Consider the following 23,609-nt stretch of genomic DNA (forward strand, 5'->3'; position numbering starts at 1 on the left):
AATATGAAGCCTGAAATAAATAATAATCGCGAACTGTCTCGCAGAAAGTTTCTGCGTACTTGTGGTTCTGTAGTCGCAGGAGGAAGTATCCTGGCTGTTTCCGGAGTGTTGATGCATAGGGCATTAGTTCAGCCTGAAAATCATTCTGTAGGAAGTAATGGTAGCCAGTCGGATTCTTCCGTGCAATCAGGAGAAGGTGGCTTTAAATCGCCTTATAAATTAGCCTCTTCATTTAAAACCACTGATCCGATCGAGGGTTTTGAATTCTCCGGAGACCGGCTGATTGTGGCAACCTCAAAGAAAGTGTCCGTCTATGATCTGTCTGGTAACCTATTGCATCAATTTGCCGCAGGGGATACCATCCGTGATATCGTTGCAGAAAAAGAAATGATCTATGTTCTTTACCCTACCCGGATTGAAGTATTTAGTATGACGGGCGAGCGCTTGCGTGAGTGGGAAGCATGCAGCGAAGAATCTGATTACTGCTCGTTGGCTGTCGTTCCCGGATTTATATTTGTAACAGATGCATCTAATAAAAACATCTGCAAATATACAACCGAAGGAGGTTTTGTCAAATTCATTCAAAGTCCCGAAGGCTTTGTTGTACCCAGCTATTGTTTTGGTATTACCTATGCCAACGGAAGTATCTTCTGTTCAAATCCTGGCAGGCACCGAGTGGAAAATTACACCCTGGAAGGAGAATTTATAGCTTCCTTCGGAAAGTCAGGAGCAGCTCCAGGAAACTTCTGCGGATGCTGTAATCCCGTTTATCTTAGCTTTAATGCCGGCGAAATAATTACCTCCGAAAAAGGGATTCCCCGTATCAGCTGTTACAGTCCGGAAGGAGAGTTCCGGACCATTTTATTAGATAGCAAAAGTCTGGGTGGAGGGAATGTTGCCTTCGATTTTAGGGTAAACAAGGACAAGATATATGTTGCAGCAAAAAATAAAATATCCACATTCCAATACGATCTGCAAGCGGCGGAAGAAACGGCCTGTTCGTCATGCTCTGTCGATTGCCCGTTACGTAAAGGAATAAATATTTGATTGAAACATGGAACAGAAAAAAGAGAATAAAAACAGTCCGATAGCCCGCCGAAAGTTCCTGCGTGTACTTGGAACGGCTGTGGCAGGAGGATCCATACTGGCTGTGTCGGGTGTATTGGCAAGCAGGTTGAAAAACGAAAAAGAGGCCAGCTATTACTGGCAGATAGATCCTCAGAAATGTACCCATTGCGGACGATGTGAAACCGATTGTGTACTGCAGGTATCGGCAGTCAAATGTTTTCATGCAAACAAAGTATGTGGTTACTGTGACTTGTGCGGCGGTTATTTCCGCTCCAATGCCAAAGAACTGAATACAGCGGCCGAAAACCTGATGTGTCCTACAGGTGCTATCCAGCGCAAATTCGTTGAGGATCCTTATTTTGAATATACCATTGACGAGAGTCTGTGCAACGGGTGCGGTAAATGTGTGAAGGGATGCAGCTCGTTTGGGAACGGCTCGCTTTACTTGCAGATTAAAAGAGATCTCTGTACCGATTGCAACGAATGTAAAATTGCCAGAGTATGTCCGTCGGATGCCATCACCCGCGTTTCAATGGATACGGCCTATAAACTTAAAGACTAATAGAATTATGAATAAAATACTGTATATCTGTCTATTTCTTCTTATTCTTGGAGAAGGTATGGCACAAAACAGGTTTCCGAAACCTGATTTTGAGTCGGGATACAAGTATCCGGAAATTCACCACGCTATTCCCAATGAAGAGCTGCTTGTAGCGATAGATATCATCCTGCTGGTGGCGTTAATGGGTATCGTATCCTGGGCTGTAATCAAAAAGCGCACCCGGGGACCTATTCTCTGGGTTTCAGTTATATCTGTGGCATACTTTGGATTCTTTCGCAAGGGGTGTGTCTGTAGTATCGGATCGGTACAGAATGTAGCTCTTGCGCTGACGGACAATACGTATGCATTGCCCTTGTCCGTTTTACTGTTTTTTATCTTGCCAGTTTTGTTTGCCTTCTTGTTTGGCCGGGTTTTCTGCGCAGGTGTATGTCCTTTCGGAGCTTTACAGGAATTGGTTAACATAAAGAATTACAAATTGCCAAAAGCGCTCACTACCGTATTAGGCATGATGCCCTGGTTTTACCTTATTTTTGCTCTGCTTTATGCTGTAACAAGGAGTAGTTTCATCATCTGCCGTTTCGATCCTTTTATAGGTATTTTCCGTCTGGGCGGTGATATTGGCATGATTACATGCGGTGTCATACTGCTGATTATGGCCATGTTTACCGGAAGGCCATTCTGTCGTTTCTTTTGTCCTTACGGTGCTCTGCTCAGTATATTCTCCTCCGTATCCATATGGAAAATTAAATTGACGGACAAACCGTGCATCAATTGTGAACTTTGCCACAATGCCTGTCCGGTTGATGCTATCAGACCGCCCTATGCCAACAAAGCGAAAGAGAGCAGGCTGCGGGGAGTAAAAAGACTTTTAAATTATTTTGTTCTCCTGCCTCTCCTGATACTCTGCGGAGCTTTTTTAATGCGTTCAGTAAGCAGTGAACTCAGCCGGGCCAATAAGGAAGTAAGACTGTATGATATGGTTATGCAACACGAAGCCAATCCGGGGGATGTACTTTCGCTGGAATTAGAAGCCTTTTACGGACAAGGAGATTCCATTGAAGGATTAACGCAAAGGTATGAAAAGGTACAGGCTGATTTTAAACTATATACAACGATTGCAGGTGCCCTAATGGGATTGGTTGTAGCAATCACGCTGATTGGCCTTTCGGTGAAACGCACACGCAAACAATATGAAATTGATCATGCTGCCTGTGTAGGATGCGCCAGATGTTTTAGTTATTGTCCACAATATAAAATAGGAAACGAATCAGGAAATATAGCATTATGAAAAAAGCGATTCTAAGAAATATAGCCATTGTTTCGGCTCTGTTTATAGTAACCTTCTCAATCATGTTGATTACCAATTATTTTCAGGTAAGAGACACGACACCTCTCCAAACAGAAGTGGTGGAAACGTTGAAACAATTGAATGATGCGAATAACACTAATCTCGCACTGCAGGAGCAGATACGTCAACTGGATTTGTTAGCCAGAAAAGCCTATTTTGTGAGGCTTGATCATTTGATGGCTGGTGTTTATATACTTTTGGGCATGCTGGTTGTGTTCATTGTCAGCGCCCGTTTTTACTTTGCAAAAGACAAAAACATTCCGGTTAAAACAATAGATCCGGTTGATGAGTGGGTTGATAAAACCCAGGCACGCAAATATGTTGTTTGGGTCGCTTCGGGGATGACTGCCGTAGCCTTGGTTTTTGTATTGCTGAGTTCTCCTTATCTGACCACGAAAGAGAAAACATCGAAAGATGGTGCGGCTGAGACAAATCCGCAGGAAACAGCCTTGGTTGCAGAAGAATCCGCAGTACCTGAAGCGGGAGCAGATACGTTGCAAACAGCCGCTGAGGAGGCAGTATCGGAAGTCGCAGCCTCAAAAGTTACCCACAATTCTTTCCGGGGAAACAATTCCAATGGAATATCTGCGGCGAAAGGAGTTCCTGTTAAATGGAATTTAAGCAGTGGTACACATATAGCCTGGAAACAAAGCATACCTCGCAAAGGATTTAATTCGCCTGTTATTAATGGGAATAAAGTCTTTTTTTCCGGAGCTGATGATCAGGCCCGCGAACTCTATTGTTACGACCTGAATACAGGGGAAAAGCTTTGGTCACTGGCGGCAGTCAATATCAAGGGTTCTCCCAAACAGATGCCAAAAACAACGAAGGATACCGGATTGGCTGCATCCAGTGTGGCTACAAACGGCAAGCAGGTCTGCGCTATTTTTGCCACCGGCGATATTATATGTGCAGATATGGATGGAAAGCAATTATGGGCTAAGAATCTGGGTGCACCGAGCAACCATTACGGATATGCCTCCTCTTTGCTGGCATTTGGAAACGAGGTTTTTGTACAGTACGATAACCAGAACTCTCCCAAAGTGGTAGCATTGGATATGGCTACCGGCACTGAAAGATGGAGTAAAAGCCGTACGGAAAAGATAACCTGGAGTTCGCCTGTTATCGCTTATGTTAATAACAAACCTCAACTTGTTCTGATGGGTAACCCGGCAATCACCGCCTATGATCCCAATAACGGAAAGCAACTTTGGCGTGTTGAATGTCTGAGCGGAGAAGTAGGTTCCAGTGCTTGCAGTGCCAACGGAATCGTGTTTGGTGCCAGTGAATATGCTAAGTTGGTGGCAATCAATGCTACGGATGGAAGTGTGCTCTGGGAATCTAACGATTACCTGCCGGAGGTATCCAGTCCGGTAGCCACAAAAGACAATCTGTATCTGGCAACCAGCTATGGTGTAGTAGCGTCTTTTGATACCAAAACCGGACAAACCGGCAAAGTGCATGAACTGAATACGGAGTTTTATTCGTCTCCGGTAATTGCTGAGGGAAAAGTTTATCTTTTCAGCAACGATGGAAAGATGTTTGTATTCTCGGCCGACAAAGAATTCCGTCTGCTGGATTCGTTCGAAACGGGTGAGCATACTTTTGCAACACCAGCTTTTACCGACAATAAAATAGTGGTGCGTACCGAAAATAGTATTTACTGTGTAACTGCAAATTGATATGGCATGTAATTGTGAAAACAACATCGTTGAAGCTAATGAGGAGATGATAGCCAAAGTCGACGCTATTATTGATCGGATTGGCACATCACGGCAGATTATTATTCCGTTGTTGCAAGCTTTGCAGCACGAATTCAGTTATCTGCCTTCGGCTGCTCTCGAGCATATTTATGAACGGACGGAGATAGACCGGGCTCAATTGATCAGCGTTTCAACATTTTACTCCCAGTTCCGTCACATCCCTTACGGAAAGCATCTTATCAAGGTATGTACAGGAACCGCCTGTCACGTAAAAGGGGCTGGAAACGTATATGATTCGTTTCGCAGGGAATTGAAAATGGAAGGCGACAATATTACTTCGGACGATCAGCTTTTCTCCATTGAGAAGATAGCCTGTCTGGGTTGTTGTACATTGGCCCCAGTGGTTCAGATTGATGAGAAAATATATGGTCATGTGCAACCTGGGAAAGTAAACGAAGTGATAGAGGATTTCCTTGGATTTCAAAATAAAACAGAGAAAGAGGAAACTAAAAATAAATTACGAAAGATAGCCGGTGAAATCCGTCTCGGGATGGGATCGTGTTGTCAGGCCAGTGGTTCGTCCGACATATATAAGGAGCTGCAAAAAGCTTCTGGGGAGTTGGGTATCGATGTGAACATCAAGCCGGTGGGCTGTGTAGGTGTATGTAATAAGGTCCCCCTAATAGATGTGGTGCATGCTGATGGTTCAATTACCCGTTATCCGAATGTAAAAGCAGTCGAAATAAAAGAGATCCTGCATTATCATTTTAAACCATCGGGTTATCTCAAGCGTTTGAAAAACAGCTTCTTTAACCAAGTTGATACATTTCATACCGATTCCACGTGGGATAATGTGATATGGAAGCCCGAAAACGAACGAACAGGAGTGATAGACAGTTTTCTGTCTGGACAGAAACACATCTCAACACAGGGATTCGGATTTCTGGCGCCGCTTAACATTGACGAATACATTTCTTACAGCGGTTTCGATGCCCTCAAGAAAGTTCTCTTTACCAGTAGCACTACCGAAACAATTAATACCATTCTGAAAAGCGGCATCCGCGGACGTGGAGGAGGCGGCTTTACAACAGGAAAGAAATGGGAAATTGTGGCTGCTTCCGGGAAGAAAGATAAGTATGTTATCTGTAACGGCGACGAGGGCGACCCAGGTGCTTTTATGGACCGCATGATGCTTGAATCCTATCCATTCCGTGTGATAGAAGGCATGATTATAGCCGGATATGCCGTGGGAGCCAATAAAGGAATCTTTTATATCCGCGCCGAATACCCGCTTGCGGTTGTCCGAATTCGTAGGGCTCTCGAAATGTGCCGCGAACATAATCTTGTTGGTGAGAACATTGCCGGAAGTGACTTTTCATTCGATATAACCATCTTTGAAGGAGCCGGCGCGTTTGTGTGTGGAGAAGAGACTGCACTTATCGCCTCTATCGAGGGGGAACGAGGTTTCCCGAAACAACGACCTCCTTTTCCTGCTGTGGCAGGATTGCACGGTTTGCCTACACTGGTGAATAATGTGGAGACGTTGAGTCAGATTTCGTATATAGTAAATAACGGAGCGGATTATTATCGCCAGATTGGCACCCCAAGCAGCAAAGGCACCAAGGTTTTTGCGTTGGCCGGTAAGATTCGTCACGGCGGACTGATTGAAGTACCCATGGGAATAACCCTCAATCAGATTATCGAGGATATCGGAGGCGGACTGGAACATGGCGAGAAGCTGAAGGCCGTACAGATTGGTGGTCCGTCGGGTGGTTGTATTCCTGCTCATCTATGCGATGTTGAGGTGGATTTCGACGCCTTTAATCAGATGGGAGCCATGATGGGTTCCGGAGGATTGGTGGTGCTGAGCGAAAGCGATTGTATGGTTGATATGGCCCGTTACTTTTTGAGTTTTACTTGCGACCAGTCCTGCGGAAAATGTACATTTTGCCGGGTGGGTATCCGCCGAATGCTTGATATACTAGACAAAATATGCAGTGGAAGAGCGGAGATGGCCGATCTCGACAAGTTGGAACAACTGGCATTGAACATAAAGAAGGCTTCTCTTTGCGGATTGGGAAAAACAGCCCCCAACCCGGTGCTGACAACCCTGAAGTATTTTCGCGAAGAATACGAAGCTCACGTGAACGGAATATGCAAAACGGGAACCTGCAAAGAGATGGTTAAATACGTGGTTACGGAACAATGTATCGGATGTACCCGATGCGCGAAAGCTTGTCCGGTAGACGCCATACCTTATACGCCTTATGAGGTTCATACGATAGACGTAAGTAAGTGTGTTCTGTGCGGATTGTGTGTAAACGAATGTAATTACGATGCCATTCGGAAAGTGCCTTTAAAGGCAAACTGATGGTATGTCCGGTTTGGATAATACCTGATACGAAACAGAGAAAGAATCAATACAAAATAGAAATAATATGGTGATTACGATAGATAATACCAATGTTGAAGTATTGGAGGGCGAAACCTTGCTGGAAGTTGCCCGCAGAGCCGGATATACAATCCCTTCGCTTTGTTATGCAAAGGGAGCCAGGCATAAATCTTCGTGCATGGTATGCGCCGTAAAGAACTGTTCAACAGGACAAATTATACCCTCATGTACCACCACTCCTGTGGGAGGAATGCAGATCGAAACTGATAGTGAAGAGGTTCGGCTTGTACGTACCTTGTCGCTCGAATTGCTCCTAAGCGACCATAGGGCAGATTGCGAAGCACCCTGTACTTTGGTCTGCCCCCAGGGGTTAGATATTGAACGGATGCTGGGCTATTATGACGCGGACCGGAAGAAGGAGGCTTACGATACCCTTGCTGCTGCCTTTTCACTTCCGGAGATAGCCTGCGACAACTGTAAAGCTCCTTGCGAAAAGGCCTGCCGCCGTGGAACGGTGGATGAACCTGTATCAATCCGTGTGATTATCCGTGAGGTGGCAGGGATGGCCGATGCTGAGTCTGCAGCTATGGAAATGAGCTTCCCGAAACCGGATAAAAAAGCTTTTTTGTCTCGTTTGGGACGGTTTACGGAAAAAGAAAGAACCTTTCTAAAAGTGAACATTCATTCGGCGTCCAATTGCCTGCACTGTGCCTGTTCGGGACGAGGGGATTGTAAATTAAGGTATTATTCCACTTTGCAAGGAATAAAACGATCACGGTATGAAGCCAGTTCGGCTTTACCGGCCATGACCAAAATACATATTGTTGGAAATTTATGGTACGAACAGGCCAAATGTATTCGCTGCGGATTATGTGTTTATAACAGTGAGAACGGCTTTACCTTTAGAGACAGAGGGTTCGGGATGCAAGTAGTGCTTCCGGAAGAAAACCGGAAGAATATAAAGGAAGAATTAGCGGAATTGTGTCCTACGGGAGCATTGTACAGAATTTGAAAAACAAAACAAAATTCAGGTAGTAAATATGAAACGATTGGTTCTGTTTGCAGGAATGGTGTATTTATTGATGAGCTGTGCCGGAAGTCCCGGTTTCTCCGACGGTAAAGGCGACATGGACTGGCAGTTATTCCGTGGAGATGCCGCTTTGAGTGGGTATACAGATACCCCTCTTCCCGAGGATCCGGTGTTGTTGTGGAGCTACAAAGGGAATACCCGGACGGTCTCTTCGCCGGTAGTGGATAAAGGAACAACCTATTGGTGCGACAAAAAAGGTCACATCCAGGGGATAGATATAAAAGGAAATCCGGCTTTCAGTTATGATCTGAATACAGCCGTCGAAGCCACTCCGATGATCCACGATTCCATTCTCTATATTGGACGCATCGATGGCTTTTTGAGTGCTGTTTCTCTAAGTAAGAAAGACACCCTTTGGAATTTTGAGACCATGGGACAGGTATCAGCCACACCCAATACAGTAAATTTCGAAGGCAGGCAGTCGGTTGTGTTCGGCAGTTACGATAATTTCCTTTACTGTGTGGATGCCCGCGACGGGTCCGAAATAAACCGCTTCGAGTCCGGATACTACCTGAATGGAGCTGTTGCTGTCTGGAAGGAACATGTCATATTCGGAGGTTGCGACTCTTGGTTGCGCATCATAAACACCCGTACAGGTATGCCGACAGATTCGTTGTTGCTCGACGCTTATATACCTGCATCGCCAGCCATTATGGGCGATTTCTGCTATGTTGGCGATTATTCAGGCAACATCTACGAACTTCTGCTGGAAAAGGGAAAGATTGTCCGTCACAAGAAAATAATGAAATCAACGAATGAGAACAGCTCATTTGTTTCAGTCTTATCCATCACCTCCGAAACAGTGTACGCGCTTTCCTACGAGCGATATTTGTATTCGATAAACCGTAAAGACGGAAAGGTGAACTGGAAATATCTGTTGAAAGGAAATGTTGGCGAAAGCTCTCCGCTGGTCTGCGATGATAGAGTGATCGTATGTACCAAAACCGGTATTGTCACCATCCTGGACACCCAAAAAGGAACATTGGAATGGGAATACGATACGGGCGAACAGATTATAGGATCGCCGGCCGTTATTAGAGATCATTTTTTTGTGCTTACGACAAAAGGTACGCTTTTATGTTTTGGAAATAAATAGTCGAAATATGTAAATATATGTCATTAATCAAACTATCAAATGTAAAAAAAAGCTTCCGGGATGGAGAAAATCAGCTGAATAACGTGCTCCGTGGAATAAATATGGAGATTGGAAAGGGTGAGTTCGTTGCTATAAAAGGAGCTTCAGGTTCGGGTAAAACAACACTGTTGTCTATTCTGGGAACGTTGCTTCAACCCGATGGCGGTAGTTATTTATTGGATGATACGGAAATGACTACAGCAGGAGTCGATCATTCAATGGTTCGCAATAAACAGCTCGGTTTTGTATTTCAGGATCATCGGCTGATGCCTCAATATACTGTACTGGAAAATATTTTACTGCCAGCTTTGGCATACGCTTCACGCACTGGAAAAGAAGAAACTGAATATGCACTCAAATTGCTGGAACTAACGAATATATCCGGTGTTGCACATCAATATCCCTCAACCTTATCAGGAGGGGAAGCAAGCCGTGTGGCTGTTTGCCGGGCTTTGATCATGAAGCCCAAGCTTCTTCTTGCCGACGAACCAACCGGACAACTGGATGCCGATAATGCGTGGAATATTGCTTCGTTACTCTCGGAAATCAACCAGAATTTGCAGACAACGATCGTGATGGTTACACACTCGGAAGAAACCTCCTCAGTAGCGCACCGCATCTTAACTCTTAAAGAAGGTATTTTGAGATGAATATAAAAAATCTGGCTCGTAAGAATATCTCCTTTTATATACGCTATTATAAATTAATAGCAGTAGCTTCACTTATTACCGTTGCCGTAATCGTGGGTAGTCTGGTTGTAGGGGATTCAGTCCGGATGACTTTGGTCAGGCAGGTGGAGGAACGTTTTGGAGATACTGAAATTGTTATCTTCTCAAGAAACTCTTTTATGTCTTCCAACCTGCTTAAAACATCCCTTTTAAAAGAATCAGCCAGAGGTATCTTGCTGACAAATGGCTTTGTTTCGCAGGGACAAAAGCTAATTCCAGTATTTGTTTGGGGAGTAGACGATATGTCTATTTCCAAAGATTCTGTCATGATGAACTCTGCATTGGCTGATGAACTGAAGCAGGAAGGAACGGCTGATATCGTACTTCGTCTGCCGGCAAAAGGATTGGTTCCATCTGGTTCTCTATTTGTAACCGAAAACTACACAACCAGTCTTCGCCTATCATCTTGCGGGGTTGTGGATGCGAAATCCGGTGGCAACATCAGCATGAAAAACGAGCAAATCATTCCGTTTAATATTTTTGTAAACCGCGACAAACTGGCAGAAGTTCTTGAAGTGGAAGGGAAAATAAACCTCATACTGAACAACAAGCCCTTATCTGATGCAGATCTGGCCAAAGTCTGGGATTATACCAGTTCCGGACTAAAGGTGGACCGAAAGAACGGATATACGGAAATTACATCCGACCGGGTTTTTCTGCAGGAAGAAGTAGTGGAAACAATACGGCTAAATAACCGGGAGACAAATAGGATGTTCTCTTATTTTGCCAATTCAATAGAGTTGGACGGGGCTTCCATTCCTTATTCTTTCGTAACAGCGACAGACCGGTATAATGGAGATTTATTGAAGAAGAATGAGATTATTCTTTCCGATTATTCGGCCCGCAGGCTGCATGCCAGGGTGGGCGATACCATAAAGGTTTCTTATTTTACTTCCAAGGAATTAAAGATATTGCATACGGATACCATCCAATTTCAGGTGCGGCAAATTGTTCCATTGGCCCAATTGCGGCAAGACAGCACCTTGAGCGCCGAGTTTCCGGGCCTTTCTGATGTGGAACGGTGTACCGATTGGGATAGCGATCTTCCCATTAATATGGATCTGATAACTGATGAGGACGAAGACTATTGGAAACTTTACCGAAGTACTCCCAAAGCTATTATTGCTTACGATGCAGTGGCGAAGGAGTGGGGCAATGCTTATGGAAATGCTACAGCCGTTAGGGTGGCCAATGCGGAACCCGATCTGTCGGAACTTACTCCGGCCATATTTAGTATTCAACTTATTTCGCCCCGCGAAGCAGGATTGGATGCCGCAAAGAATGGCGTAGATTTCTCCGGACTTTTTCTTGCACTCGCTTTCTTTATTATAGTTTCCGCAATGATGCTGATGCTGATTCCGTTGACCGAAATGCTTTATCAGCGGAGGCATGAAATAGAACTGCTTCAATCACTTGGCTATACGCGGAAACGTATTGTTAAAATCCTTTGGATTGAATTGGCTCCTGTTGTACTGGTAGCATCGGTTGCCGGGGTCTTGGTCGGATTGCTATATACCAGCCTGGTGATGTGGATGCTTGGAAATGTGTGGATAGGAGCCACACAAACAGGTGGTTTTATTGTATATCCGGATTTGATTACTATACTTATTGGCTTTTTTGCAGGTATCACGCTGTCTTTGGTACTGCTTCGTCTGATGCTTGTAAAGATGATGAAGGAGAAACAGAAAGTATCCGGACGAAAAAAAGGAAGTATCCGAACTAAAAGAGTTTTGCTTATCCTTTCGGGTGTGCTGGCGATAGGTATGATAGGCATCAATGTGTTTTTTCTACATTCAGTAACCCTTTTTGTAACAACGGGAGTTGTGCTGATTGGAATGGCAGCTTTGTGGGGGGACTTCCTTATTACCCGCAATGCATCTGCTGCGAAGGATAATTTTCATGTTTCCAGCCTGACATGGTCTACCTTATATGCTGGCAAAAAGCAGGCTATGTTATCTTTTCTGGCTTTAGCAACCGGTGTGTTTATCGTCTTTTCTGTAGGACTAAACCGGAAAGGGTTTGCCGACAGTTCGCAGCTTCGTACCGGAACGGGAGGATATGCGCTCTGGTGTGAAAGCAGTGTGCCTATTTATCATTCCATGGCAACGCAGGCAGGCAGGGAAAAACTTTCGCTTACAGATTTGCCTCCTGATACGGAAATACTCCAGTGTTTACGGTATAGTGCCGATGATGCAAGTTGTCTGAATCTTAATAAAGTAAAGAACTCTACAGTGCTGGGGATTGATATGAACGCTTTGTCTGCCAGTGATTTTCAGATTGAACAAAGTTTGTATCCTCTGGAAAGAAAAGCCTTTTTCGAACAGATGAAGGCGCGTAATGATTCTGTTTATCCGGCATTAGTCGATGCCACCGTACTTACCTGGGGTTTGAGGCTAAATTTGGGAGATACCCTTTGGTATGAAGGAGACAAGGGACAACGGGTTGCCATACAGCTGGCCGGAACGTTATCTAATTCCATCTTTCAAGGGAATATTTTGATAGACCAGGCCTTGTTTCGGGAAATATGGGAGGAAACAACCGGCAGTGAGGTATTTCTTCTTAAAGTGGATGAAGCAGAGAAAGAAGAGGTTAAAAGTCTTCTCTCTCAAGCGTTGAATGAATATGGCGTGCGGATTTTAACTACAAACGACCGACTCAGACAATTCAATACCGTGACAGACACCTACCTGACCATTTTTATGACGCTTGGATGTTTAGGATTATTGCTGGGTATTATGGGCTTTGTTATCGTGATTCGTAAAAATCTTTCCATGCGGATGAGGGAAATAAATATGTACCGTACATTGGGGTTTACAGACAAGAGAATAGAGATGCTTTTGTATAAAGAAAATCTGCTTGTCCCGTTGTACGCACTTGCCACAGGTTTTATAAGTGCTTTAATAGGGGTAAGCAGTACATTTACAAATGCAGGTATTTGGATATGGTTATTAGCTTTGATCTTTATAATTGTCTTTATGGTCTTCGTATTGGTTTTTGTAAAGATATCGGTTAAAGAAGAAATTGAAAAATCAAAACGGTTGTTCGTATGAAGATATTATTTATCATACCCGGCTCCGGCGACTCCTTTTATTGCGGGAATTGTTTCCGTGATAATCTACAGGCATCGGCATTACGCAAAGCCGGACACAAGGTAATTATTATGCCGCTTTATCTACCCCTTAAACATAAATCGTTTCAGGCTGATGCCCCTTTGTTTTTCCCGGCGACTACTTTCTATACAGCACAAAAGTTTTTTTGTAAAAGAAAGATGCCCAAGTGGCTGGAACGTTTTACCGCATCGAATGCGATGTTGAATATTGCTTCTTCCATGTCGGGTACAACTTCGGCTCAAGGTGCGGAGGCGATGACATTATCCATGATCAACGGTGAGGATGCGGTGTTTCAAGAGCAGGTTTCCCAATTGATTCAATGGATCAAAGAGCAGGAAAAGCCGGATATCATCCACCTTTCCAGTTCGTTATTGCTAGGTATTGCCCGGATGATTCGCTTGCAGATGGATATTCCCATTATCTGTTCTGTGCAAGACGAAGAGGTGTGGATCGACAGCATGAATAAAAAGGATGCTTCGGCCGCTTGGCAGGGAATTATTGATAATAGCCGATATGTAGACCGATTTATTACAACCAGCCAATTCTACAAGGAGTTCATCCGGCAGCGCCTTCCTCAACTAACGGAGATAGATGTGATTTATCCCGGAGTAGACAGGCAAAAATATGCCTCCACGGGTTATCCCGAAGATCCGGTAATCGGTTTCTTCTACCGGATGAATCGTGAAAACGGACTTGATATACTGGCTGATGCGTTTATCAAGCTAAAGGAAAGGGGGACAATCAAAAACCTCAGACTAAAAATAGCAGGAGGTTATACCGGAAAAGACAAGCGCTTCATGAAGGAGATAAAGCGTCTGCTTTCGCCCTACAAAGAGGTGGTAGAGATAGTCGATGATTACAGTCTGGAGGATCATGCTGGTTTTTACAACTCAATATCCGTACTATCTGTACCTATCACCTTTGAAGAAGGAGTAGGACTGTATCTGTGTGAAGCATTTGCGGCTGGTCGCCCTGTCGTGGAGCCAGCAACCGGTTCCTTTCCGGAAATTGTGGGTGAGGCCGGTATACTGTACGAACCCAACAACTCCGACGCATTGGCAGATGCCCTTGAAAAGCTATTGACCGATAAGGAATTATATGTCAGTTACGCTGAGAAGGCTGTTGATTTATCCGCCTCACGATACAATGAACTTGTGATGGCAGAAAATTTACTCATGCTTTATACTCAATTTACAGGTAATCAATAATAATTTGTCTAACACTAATATAAATCAACATGAAGACATCAGATCAAAAAAAGAAGTTTTGTTATTTAGGAGTAGCCTTGGCTTGCCTGGTTACTGTCGAGGTAACCGCTCAATCGCCCTACAGTTGGAGAGGTCCGGAGCGTAATGGTAACTATTATGAAACCGGTCTGCTTAAAACCTGGCCAACCGAAGGTCCGGAGCTCATATGGGAAACCCTGGATGCAGGAAAAGGATATTCAAGTCCTGTAGTTTTTGGAGATCGCTTGTATGTAACCGGAATGAATGAAGATGAAACCAAGGAGATTTTCTCTGCCTATACATTGACGGGAAAAAAGATTTACGAGATTGTTTACGGTTCTCCTTGGGATAAAACCTATCCCGAAACCCGTACCACACCAACCATTGAAGGAAATAAGGCGTATGTAATCAGTGGAGCAGGTGAGATTGTGTGTATAAATATAAAAGACGGTGCCATCGTTTGGAAAGTAGATGGAGCCAACGAATTTAAAAGGAAAACCGGAATCTGGGGAACATCCGAAAGTCCGCTTGTATTCGATAACAAAGTGATTTATACCCCAGGAGGAGATGTAACAACTATGGTTGCCCTGAATGCGGAGACAGGCAAAGTTGTATGGAAAAGCAAACCATTGAGTGATAACGGCTCTTACGTTTCACCTCTGCTAATCATGAATAACGGCAAAATGAAGATCATTGCAGTTACGGGGCATAATGTGGTGGGTGTTAATCCGGAGACAGGTAACATTGAGTGGACATTTAACGATTGGGGCAGCAAGGACGCAGGAAGAGAAAACATTGCTACCAATACACCGATTTACGACAATGGATATCTTTTCTTTTCTTTTGGTTACGATATAGGAGCCTTTATGTTAAGACTGAATGTCGATGCCACGAATGCAAGCCTTGTATGGCGTAATAACGACCTTGACACTCATCACGGTGGATTTGTTTTGCATAATGGCATTGTGTTTGGTTCAAACTGGATTAATAATAACCAGGGAAACTGGGTGGCTGTTGACTGGAAAACTGGAAAGACTCTCTATGATAATCCCTGGAGCGGGGGAAAAGGTAAAGGTTCCATTGTCGCAGCAGATAACATGTTGTATTGTTACGACGAACGTCGCGGTACGGTAGGGTTGGTAAAGCCCAGTGTCGAAAAGTTTGATGTAGTAAGTGAATTCCGTGTTACTAAAGGCGAAGGACCTCATTGGGCGCACCCTGTAATACAAAACGGAGTGCTTTACATACGCCACGGCAATGCCCTGATGGCTTATAAAATCAAATAAAAATCGTACAGACTAACTTTTATAATTGAATCACAAAAGAGTTTCCGCTTTTTTGTGATTCAATTCAGATACTATTACTTAAATCGGATATTAATATGATGAAAGAATTTGTTGGCGAATTTTTGGGGACATTTATTTTAGTACTGTTTGGATGTGGTTCTGTAGCTTCGTCTGTTTTGTTTGGAGAATATAACAGTATTTTCCAGATTGGGATTGTATGGGGTATCGGTGTAATGCTGGCAATTTATCTGACCCGCCATTTATCATGCGCTCATTTAAATCCTGCTGTATCCGTAGCCATGGTAATCAGTAAAAGAATGCTTGCAAGGAAACTGCCGGTTTACTTAAGTGCCCAATTCCTTGGTGCTCTTTTAGCAGGGGGGGGTAGTTTTTATGTTATTCTCTCCTTCCATTGAGGCTTACGAAAGTAGCCGTGGAATTGTAAGAGGTACGGAGGCTTCGATAGAGACGGCGAAAATGTTTGGGGAGTTCTATTCCTTTTCTGGTTCAAAAGCTGTTGTATCTATGAATTTGGCAATGGGGGCCGAGGCGTTTGGAACATTTCTTTTGCTGTTACTAATTTTTGCGCTTACCGAAGGTTGTAACGTTGGACGTCCCAGCGATACGGTTGCACCGGTGTTTATCGGTCTCGCGGTAACATCCATAATTTGTCTGCTAGCTCCCCTCACCCAAGCTGGTCTTAATCCGGCGCGTGATTTCGGTCCGCGTATCGTGGCTTGGCTTACTGGATGGGGAAGTGCTGCGTTTCCCGACAATAACGGGGGCTTTTTCTTTGTGTACATATTGGCTCCGGTTGTTGGAGGAACAGCGGCTTCTTTGTTTTTTCTCCATATAATTGAGCCTCTAATGAAACAGACTTCAAAGGCCTGCAAATGTGATAAACATATAAACTGATAAATTAAAAAAGATGAAAACAACAAAACTTATACTTGTCGGAGGTTTCCTTGGTGCCGGAAAAACTACATTGCTTTGGTATGCAGCTCAGAAACTAATGAGAAAGGGACTTAAGGTGGGATTAATTACAAACGATCAGGCTCCCGAATTAGTTGATAGTAAACTGCTGTTCCTTAATGATATGCATGTCCTGGAGGTTAGTGGTAGTTGTTTCTGCTGCAACTTCAATGGTTTTACGAAAGCTATCCGCGAGATGCAAAAAGAAGCAGATGTCGATGTAATTATCGCTGAACCTGTAGGAAGCTGTACAGATTTATCTGCCACCATTATGCAGCCACTCAAAGAATTTTGGAACCGCGAACTGCATATCGCACCACTATCTGTTCTGGCAGATCCAAACCGTCTTGACTCCATGCTTAACGGTGGTAATGCAGGTTTGCATCCCGATGCAGCCTATATATATCGGAAGCAACTGGAGGAAAGCGATATTATCCTTATCAATAAAACGGACCTGTTGACTACAGAAGAGCTGAATCGACTGAAGCTGCGAACAGCCCAAGTATTTCCAGCAGCAACGATATTTGAAGTAAGTGCCATTGTAGGAAATGGTGTCGAACAATGGTTGGATGATGTCTTATCCCGTCGCGATGCAGGGAAGCAGATTGTTGAGATAGATTATGATATTTATGCAAATGGTGAAGCTATTCTTGGCTGGTTAAATGGAACTGTAATTATTAAGGGTGAAAATACTGACTGGGATGTTTTTACCCATAAATTTCTTGCTAGCCTTTCTTCCGAATTTAATAAGCAACGCCATTCAGTGGGTCATGTGAAAGTAATTTTAGAAAATGATAAGAAGTTTATTGTAGGTAATATTGTCGGGACTTCAAATGCTTTTTCCCTTCGTGGTTCAGTTGGACAAAGCAATTCGATCAGATTGACTATCAATGCGCGTGTTGAGATATCTCCAGAAAAACTTGATGGCATTGTGCGTAAAACTCTCGAATCGTTGACAATCGATAAATATGTTACTGATATATTGGCTTGGAAATATTTACAACCAGGACGTCCACAACCTACCTATCGTTTTACGAAAGTGCTATAAATCAGAATTATTGTTTTAATTTTGTAAAAAAAATATCGATGAATCTCTTTGACAGTTACAGCTCATTTAAGCTTATGCTAATCAGCATGGTTAGTGCTCTTTTTGTTGTTTATCCCAATATTGCCTGCCTTCCTTGGGAACTTAGTTTTCTTGATGGAGAGGAGTATACAAGACATATCGTGTTCTTTACTTTTAGATTCCTGTTTTTTGTTTCACTTATTTGGATCTTAATCAGCTTCAATTTGAGGAAAATTAAAATGCACTCTGCCAAAAAACGGTTCTGGTCCGTTTTCTCTATAACAATAATTGCTTACTTATTGTACGTAGCGATATCTTATCTATGTTGTACTAAAGCAGATTGTTTTACCAGTATTTTGTTATTCCAGTTTTTGGTGGTATGTATTGTTTGTACTTTTATAGGTCACGTTTCCTATCTTTATTCAGTACAAAGAAGGAAGGAGCAGGAAATTGAATTGCTGCGGATTGAAAATCTGGAAAGTCGCTGTAACGCCCTTGCTAACCAGATAAACCCGCATTTCTTCTTTAATTCGCTTAACGGACTTACGGCCTTGATACGAAGGCAAGATGATGAGGTAACACTGGAGTATGTGAATAAGCTGTCGGATGTTTTCCGCTATATTTTGCAGAGTGACAAGAAGGGGTTGGTTACTCTTAAAGAAGAGCTTGAATTTGTCGATGCGTTCCGTTATATGATGGAAGTAAGATTTGCAAATAAATTGGTTTTCGATATTGATATTGATGATGATATGATGAATCTCAAAATTCCCGTTCTTTCATTGCTTCCCATCATTGACAATGTGGTTGTTCATAACATGATAGACAGTCTGCATAAGATGACTATAACTTTCAGGTTTAATGAAAGTTTTGAATTGGTTGTGTCAAATCCAGTATATCCAAAGCTCACACCTCCCGTAACAAATGGAACCGGACTTAGAAATCTCGAAAATCGTTTTTTGCTATTAATGAATGAACAGATTAGAATTGAAGATAAAGGGGATACATTCAGCGTTTATTTACCTTTAAAGAGTACATTGAAATGAGGATATTGATTGTAGAAGACGAAACTGTTGCTTACGAGAACCTGGTAGATATTCTTGTCAGTATTGAGCCCGACGTAGAGGTTGTAGGTAATACTGAAAGTATATTTCAGACAGTAGAATGGCTAAAGAGAAATCCGTTACCGGATCTTATTCTGATGGATATTCATTTATCAGATGGCTTGGCCTTTTCCGTTTTTGAACATATTAAGGTTGAAATTCCTGTTATCTTTACTACAGCTTACGATGAGTATGCCATTGAAGCTTTCAAAGTAAATAGCATTGATTACCTGCTTAAACCCATCAAAGCGGAAGAATTACAGCGAGCTCTCGCAAAGTTCAGAAAATGGACGCAGTCTGACCTCATGCATTATTTTGCCAGGTATACGCAGCTTTCTGTTGAGCAAAAGTATATAGATAAACTATTGGTTCCTCTAAAAGATAAACTTCTCCCTGTAAATTTAAAGGATGTCTCCTGCTTTTATACAACCGACAGAAATACCTACATCTATATGAAAGATGGCAATATATACCCATATTCCAGAACATTGGAACAAATATACTCATTGCTAAACCCGGTTGATTATTGCAGAGCCAACAAACAATATATTATTGCCAGAGAAAGTGTAACAAATATTACCGTATGGTTTGACAGCCGACTTCTTATAACCTTGGATGTGGATGTTCTGGAGCGGATTTATATAAGCAAAAATAAAGCGGTTGAGTTCAAAGCGTGGATAGTAAATGGGATTCACTGAATCTCACAGACTTTCACGATTAGAAACTAGACGCAATACATTGCCCTACGTCATTGCCAAGCAGTTCTTTATTCAAATCCCTTAAGGAAAGTAATAGGTTTACTACGATGATCTAATTTTTTGTTAACGAATACTTATTCGTTTGACAGCTGTTAAACGCAAGTTCAACAGCTGTGTACTTTGCGTTCAACAATTGTCAAACGCAAAGTACACAATTGTTGAACGAATAGTTCCCCTAATAGAGGAAAATAGAAGTCTTAATAGAAGGAGCTAATTGATAGGGAGAAATTTTTAGTTACTCGCTATTAAAGCTTTAAAAGTGGTGGTGTTTTGCAAAATCAGCTCTAATTCCGTGATCGGGGGGATGTGACAGATGGCACATGCTGACAGATGTGAAAATGCCATCTATCATTTTATATATCTTTGTTAACCAGCTGTTTGGGTGGTAAAAATGATGGATGACAGTTTGTTTTGCAATAAATTAGTTTTGAAGCTGAGAAGTTTGTAATTTTCTATTTCCGCATCTCCGGCGAATAAATCAGTCCCTCTATGGCATCTTTACCATCGGGGGTAACAAGTGCAAACGAGAATCCCCAGCGGATTAATCTGACTTCCGGAGTTGTAAATGCTCCCACAGGGAGTTTTACGAATACGGTGTTCCATCCTTTCTTCAACTCAACGGGAATAGGTGCACGTGCGACCATGTTTTCGTTTTTAAGAGGTATTTCCTGATTGCGTACGGTATGGGTGTTTTCCCAGACAGGAGGTGCAATTTCAGCATCGTTTATCCAGATTCGGCTCTCTTTATTATCCCACTTACCCTGGCGGGGTGCAAGATCGGGTTCGGAACGGCTGTAATTCTGAAATTCAATCCAGGCTCCAACCTTTTGCACTTTGGGAGAATAGATATAGGTGTAAGCGTAGGCCGTAGAGTTGGGTTGTGGATTCTTAAACAATCCAGATACAATGGGGTCCCAAACGTGACGCAAGCAGATGCCGGATCCGTACACGGTCCGGGTGTTATAGCTTTTCCCTTCGTATGAATATGTGTCGGACAACTTATTCTCCGGAGGGAAGGAGGCCGTAAGATTGCCGGAATTTGGAAACGCGTCTGTAACTTTCCAACTGGCATCCACCTGTTTTACATAGGCAATGGGTTCGTTTTTCAGATAATTGTTCTTGTGGAAAAGAAGTCTCCGTTCAAAGTCGGGGAAATCTGATTGCGAAGGGTTCAGTTGAACGCCATTTTCCTGTATATATTTATCTCCTCCTCCTTTCCATGCACGTTCTGCAACGGCGAGCAGGGCAGGGTAGAAGTTGTTTTGTGTAAGCAGGGCATTATCATTTTCCATTATTCGATCGTTCCACATTCCCACGATCACACCCGCATATTGTTCGTTTCTTTTAGGCTGTCTTGCTATGTTGCTGTTATAGATGCCAATTAAATCGGAAAAGGTATCAAAATGGTTGATATAATGAAAACGTAAGTCGATTGCCGGTTTCCCGGGGAGTGGCCGGCCATGGTTGCTCCACATCATGATCATATCGATACCGTCGGAAGTATATTTGTATCCTGGATTCCATGAAATAACCTTTTTCCCTTTGCTGCGGATGTGGCTAACCATATCCGGTACGAAGTTAGGCATGGTGATCTTTACCTCATCCGTGCCGATATGCATCCATTCCGAATCTTTAAATACATCGCATATTTCATTCATCAACTCTTTTAAAGTCTCCAATCCTTGCGGTGTTTGCATGGAATAGCCAAATGCCCGTGTAAAGGCCTCGCTATGCCCCGGCATATCTATTTCCGGGATTACGATAATGTTGTGCTGTTTAGCAAAGGCTACCAATTCTTTTGCCTGTTCAATGGTGTAATATTTGCCGGGATGACGCGTGTAGCTGGATGGTGCATTTAGCTGAGGAAAGCGTTTGCTTTCCAATCTCCAACCCTGGTTTTCGGTTAGATGCCAGTGAAATACGTTAACTTTATAACGGGATAAATTGACAATGTGCTTTTTTATCTCATCATAATTCATGTAGCTTCGCCCGATGTCGTGCATGTAGCCACGTATGGGAAAGGCCGGCCAGTCGGTAATGGTGCATGCCGGTAATTTCCCCTTATTACCTTCTGCCAGCTGATGGAGGGTCTGTACTGCCCAGTAAGCCCCTTGAAGCGTTGTGGCCTGAATTGTTAGTTGCGAGGGGTCAATGTTTAATGAATAAGCCTCTTCCTGAAATTCGCATCCATCCACTTTGTCGGTCAGCTTTATACGGATAACAGCTTTTGAGGGTTTTTCGGTAACATTTCCTCCATTCATGCCAATGAACCCTCCAAGCTCTGATTTAATTGACGGATCACCAGAAGTGGTGGTAGGAAGAATAAGTTGTATGGTGCGGTTCAGATTAAAAACACCCTTTCTCTTTACTATTTTTTGTGGTTGGGGTAACAGATGATCAATTCCCGCATATACCCCTTGCACTGTACACAATGCAATGAATAATAATATTATTAATTTTTTCATTTAAACAGTTCTTTTGTATGTTGAAGTTTATAAAATATATTTGTGTTTTACGCGTAAATTCTTGCTATGAATGATTTAATCCGGTGATTGATTTGAAATATTGTAAATAACAATTGCAAATATATAAAATATTTATAATAACTGGAGCGGTTGGATAAAAATCGGTCTATTAGAATTTGAGCCTGAGATATAATAATTGTAGTATATTTGTACGAATATTTTACCGGATTGATAATGAATAAACAGCTCTATTTATTTATTTGCCTCCTTTTGTGCTTGTTGACGAATGCCCCTTCGGCGAGGTGTTCCGTTAATCAACAGGATACCAGGTATTATTTCCAGAGGTTGAATAGTAAAGATGGGTTGTCGCAAAATACGGTTCATGCTATTTTACAGGATAGTCAGGGTTTTATGTGGTTTGGGACCAAAGATGGTTTAAACCGGTTTGATGGTCTCACTTTTCGCGTTTTCAGAAAAGAAGGAGGTACCCTGGGGACCAACTTTATTACGACTTTGTATGAAGATACCGATGGAAATATTTGGGTGGGTACCGATATAGGGGTGTATGTCTATTCGAAAGAGACAGAGTCGTTCAGCAAATTCACAATTAATAGCAACCGGAACACGGTAATTACACAACCGGTAACTTCCATTTTGGGTGATAAATCCGGTAATATATGGATATCCGTAGATTCGCAGGGATTGTTTAGTTTTAATAAGAAAACCCGGAAATTACAGAATTATCAGTTTAACGGTCCCGGACAAATGGTTACGGGAAATGTGACACATTTCTTGTTCGATTCAAAAGGACGGTGCTGGATCAGTTTCTATTCCGATAACTTGTATTATTCCGACGACCAGTTTAAATCTCTTCATCCATTTTCGTCGGATACGGGAGAGAAGCCTTTCCGCGACGATATTATCAACAAATTGGTGGAGGGCCCGGATAATACGTTGTTCGTGGGGTCATCCAAAGGGGGACTGAAGAAGATTGACATCCAATCGAACAAGGTTCGCGATTTATTGCCGATGAAAGATGGAAAGTTACCCTATGTACGCTCCATAGCATACTACACAGACGACGAGCTTTGGATAGGTACCGAATCGGGGATTTATATTTATAATTTGCTTAGCGGTAAAAGAAATCATCTTGTGCATGACGAAGCGGATTCTTATTCATTGTCTGATAATGCGATTTACTCATTATACAAAGACAAGGAAGGTGGAATGTGGATCGGGTCTTATTTCGGCGGACTAAATTATTATCCCAAGGGATACTCCTACTTTGAAAAATATTATCCCAAAAAGGAGGATAATTTCAGATTGGGAAAGCGGGTACGTGAATTTTGTCAGGGGAAAGATGGTACCATATGGATTGGTACGGAGGATAAGGGCTTATTTCTTTTTGATCCTCAAAATGGAAAAATTAAGCCTTTTGTAGACAAGTTATTGTACAACAATGTTCATGGTCTGTGCATGGATGGAAATTTTCTGTGGGTGGGCACCTTTTCCAAGGGACTCAACCGCATTGATTTACGCACCGGAAGAGTTAAGAACTATCAGAAGGGAATGAGAGAGGATGACTTGAGTTCGAATGATA

General features: G+C 42.8%; 18 protein-coding genes. 17 read left to right on the top strand and 1 reads right to left on the bottom strand.

Annotated features, from left to right (window positions below; translation table 11 throughout):
* Positions 1-3 precede the first annotated feature (3 nt).
* From AB7E53_RS01660 to AB7E53_RS01735, 16 genes are all read left to right on the top strand, one after another.
* Positions 4-1,047, top strand: a complete 1,044-nt coding sequence (locus AB7E53_RS01660; RefSeq protein WP_446773783.1) for a hypothetical protein — start codon at positions 4-6, stop codon at positions 1,045-1,047.
* A gap of 7 nt (positions 1,048-1,054) precedes the next feature.
* Positions 1,055-1,630, top strand: coding sequence for a ferredoxin (locus AB7E53_RS01665; protein ID WP_446773785.1), 576 nt, complete (start codon positions 1,055-1,057; stop codon positions 1,628-1,630).
* 7 nt (positions 1,631-1,637) lie between these two features.
* On the top strand, positions 1,638-2,918 hold the full coding sequence (locus tag AB7E53_RS01670) for a 4Fe-4S binding protein (RefSeq protein ID WP_446773787.1): 1,281 nt from the start codon (positions 1,638-1,640) through the stop codon (positions 2,916-2,918).
* Positions 2,915-4,660, top strand: coding sequence for an outer membrane protein assembly factor BamB family protein (locus AB7E53_RS01675; RefSeq protein WP_446773789.1), 1,746 nt, complete (start codon positions 2,915-2,917; stop codon positions 4,658-4,660). Before AB7E53_RS01670 ends, AB7E53_RS01675 begins: the two co-directional genes overlap by 4 nt.
* A gap of 1 nt (position 4,661) precedes the next feature.
* On the top strand, positions 4,662-7,052 hold the full coding sequence (locus tag AB7E53_RS01680) for an NAD(P)H-dependent oxidoreductase subunit E (RefSeq protein WP_446773791.1): 2,391 nt from the start codon (positions 4,662-4,664) through the stop codon (positions 7,050-7,052).
* A gap of 67 nt (positions 7,053-7,119) precedes the next feature.
* Positions 7,120-8,085, top strand: coding sequence for a 2Fe-2S iron-sulfur cluster-binding protein (locus AB7E53_RS01685; protein ID WP_446773793.1), 966 nt, complete (start codon positions 7,120-7,122; stop codon positions 8,083-8,085).
* Positions 8,086-8,113: 28 nt separating this feature from the next.
* Complete coding sequence (locus tag AB7E53_RS01690) at positions 8,114-9,259, top strand: outer membrane protein assembly factor BamB family protein (protein WP_446773795.1); 1,146 nt, start codon at positions 8,114-8,116, stop codon at positions 9,257-9,259.
* Positions 9,260-9,276: 17 nt separating this feature from the next.
* Positions 9,277-9,948: an ABC transporter ATP-binding protein gene (locus AB7E53_RS01695; protein WP_446773797.1), complete on the top strand. Its 672-nt coding sequence runs from the start codon at positions 9,277-9,279 to the stop codon at positions 9,946-9,948.
* Complete coding sequence (locus AB7E53_RS01700; RefSeq protein ID WP_446773799.1) at positions 9,945-13,076, top strand: FtsX-like permease family protein; 3,132 nt, start codon at positions 9,945-9,947, stop codon at positions 13,074-13,076. Before AB7E53_RS01695 ends, AB7E53_RS01700 begins: the two co-directional genes overlap by 4 nt.
* Positions 13,073-14,344, top strand: a complete 1,272-nt coding sequence (locus tag AB7E53_RS01705) for a glycosyltransferase family 4 protein (protein WP_446773801.1) — start codon at positions 13,073-13,075, stop codon at positions 14,342-14,344. The genes AB7E53_RS01700 and AB7E53_RS01705 overlap by 4 nt, the downstream gene beginning before the upstream one ends.
* A 29-nt stretch (positions 14,345-14,373) precedes the next feature.
* Complete coding sequence (locus AB7E53_RS01710) at positions 14,374-15,648, top strand: outer membrane protein assembly factor BamB family protein (protein ID WP_446773803.1); 1,275 nt, start codon at positions 14,374-14,376, stop codon at positions 15,646-15,648.
* 95 nt (positions 15,649-15,743) lie between these two features.
* Positions 15,744-16,064, top strand: a complete 321-nt coding sequence (locus tag AB7E53_RS01715) for an MIP/aquaporin family protein (RefSeq protein ID WP_446773805.1) — start codon at positions 15,744-15,746, stop codon at positions 16,062-16,064.
* Positions 16,065-16,173: 109 nt separating this feature from the next.
* Positions 16,174-16,563 (top strand): aquaporin, encoded by a 390-nt coding sequence (locus AB7E53_RS01720; protein ID WP_446773807.1) that lies wholly within the window; start codon positions 16,174-16,176, stop codon positions 16,561-16,563.
* Positions 16,564-16,576: 13 nt separating this feature from the next.
* Complete coding sequence (locus tag AB7E53_RS01725; protein ID WP_446773808.1) at positions 16,577-17,668, top strand: GTP-binding protein; 1,092 nt, start codon at positions 16,577-16,579, stop codon at positions 17,666-17,668.
* A 38-nt stretch (positions 17,669-17,706) separates the two neighbouring features.
* Complete coding sequence (locus AB7E53_RS01730) at positions 17,707-18,729, top strand: sensor histidine kinase (RefSeq protein ID WP_446773810.1); 1,023 nt, start codon at positions 17,707-17,709, stop codon at positions 18,727-18,729.
* The gene (locus tag AB7E53_RS01735; RefSeq protein WP_446773813.1) at positions 18,726-19,484 is read left to right on the top strand and encodes a LytR/AlgR family response regulator transcription factor; all 759 of its coding nucleotides are present in this window, start codon (positions 18,726-18,728) and stop codon (positions 19,482-19,484) included. The genes AB7E53_RS01730 and AB7E53_RS01735 overlap by 4 nt, the downstream gene beginning before the upstream one ends.
* Positions 19,485-19,996: 512 nt before the next feature.
* On the opposite strand, the gene AB7E53_RS01740 is transcribed toward AB7E53_RS01735, so the two are convergent.
* Positions 19,997-22,009, bottom strand: a complete 2,013-nt coding sequence (locus AB7E53_RS01740; RefSeq protein ID WP_446773815.1) for a beta-N-acetylhexosaminidase — start codon at positions 22,007-22,009, stop codon at positions 19,997-19,999.
* Positions 22,010-22,354: 345 nt separating this feature from the next.
* Here AB7E53_RS01740 and AB7E53_RS01745 point away from each other — a divergent pair.
* Positions 22,355-23,609 (top strand): ligand-binding sensor domain-containing protein (locus AB7E53_RS01745; protein ID WP_446773817.1); only part of this gene is annotated, 1,255 nt, incomplete at its 3' end.

It is taken from the genome of Macellibacteroides sp. (assembly GCF_050251695.1).
Classification (GTDB): Bacteria; Bacteroidota; Bacteroidia; order Bacteroidales; family Tannerellaceae; genus Macellibacteroides; species Macellibacteroides fermentans.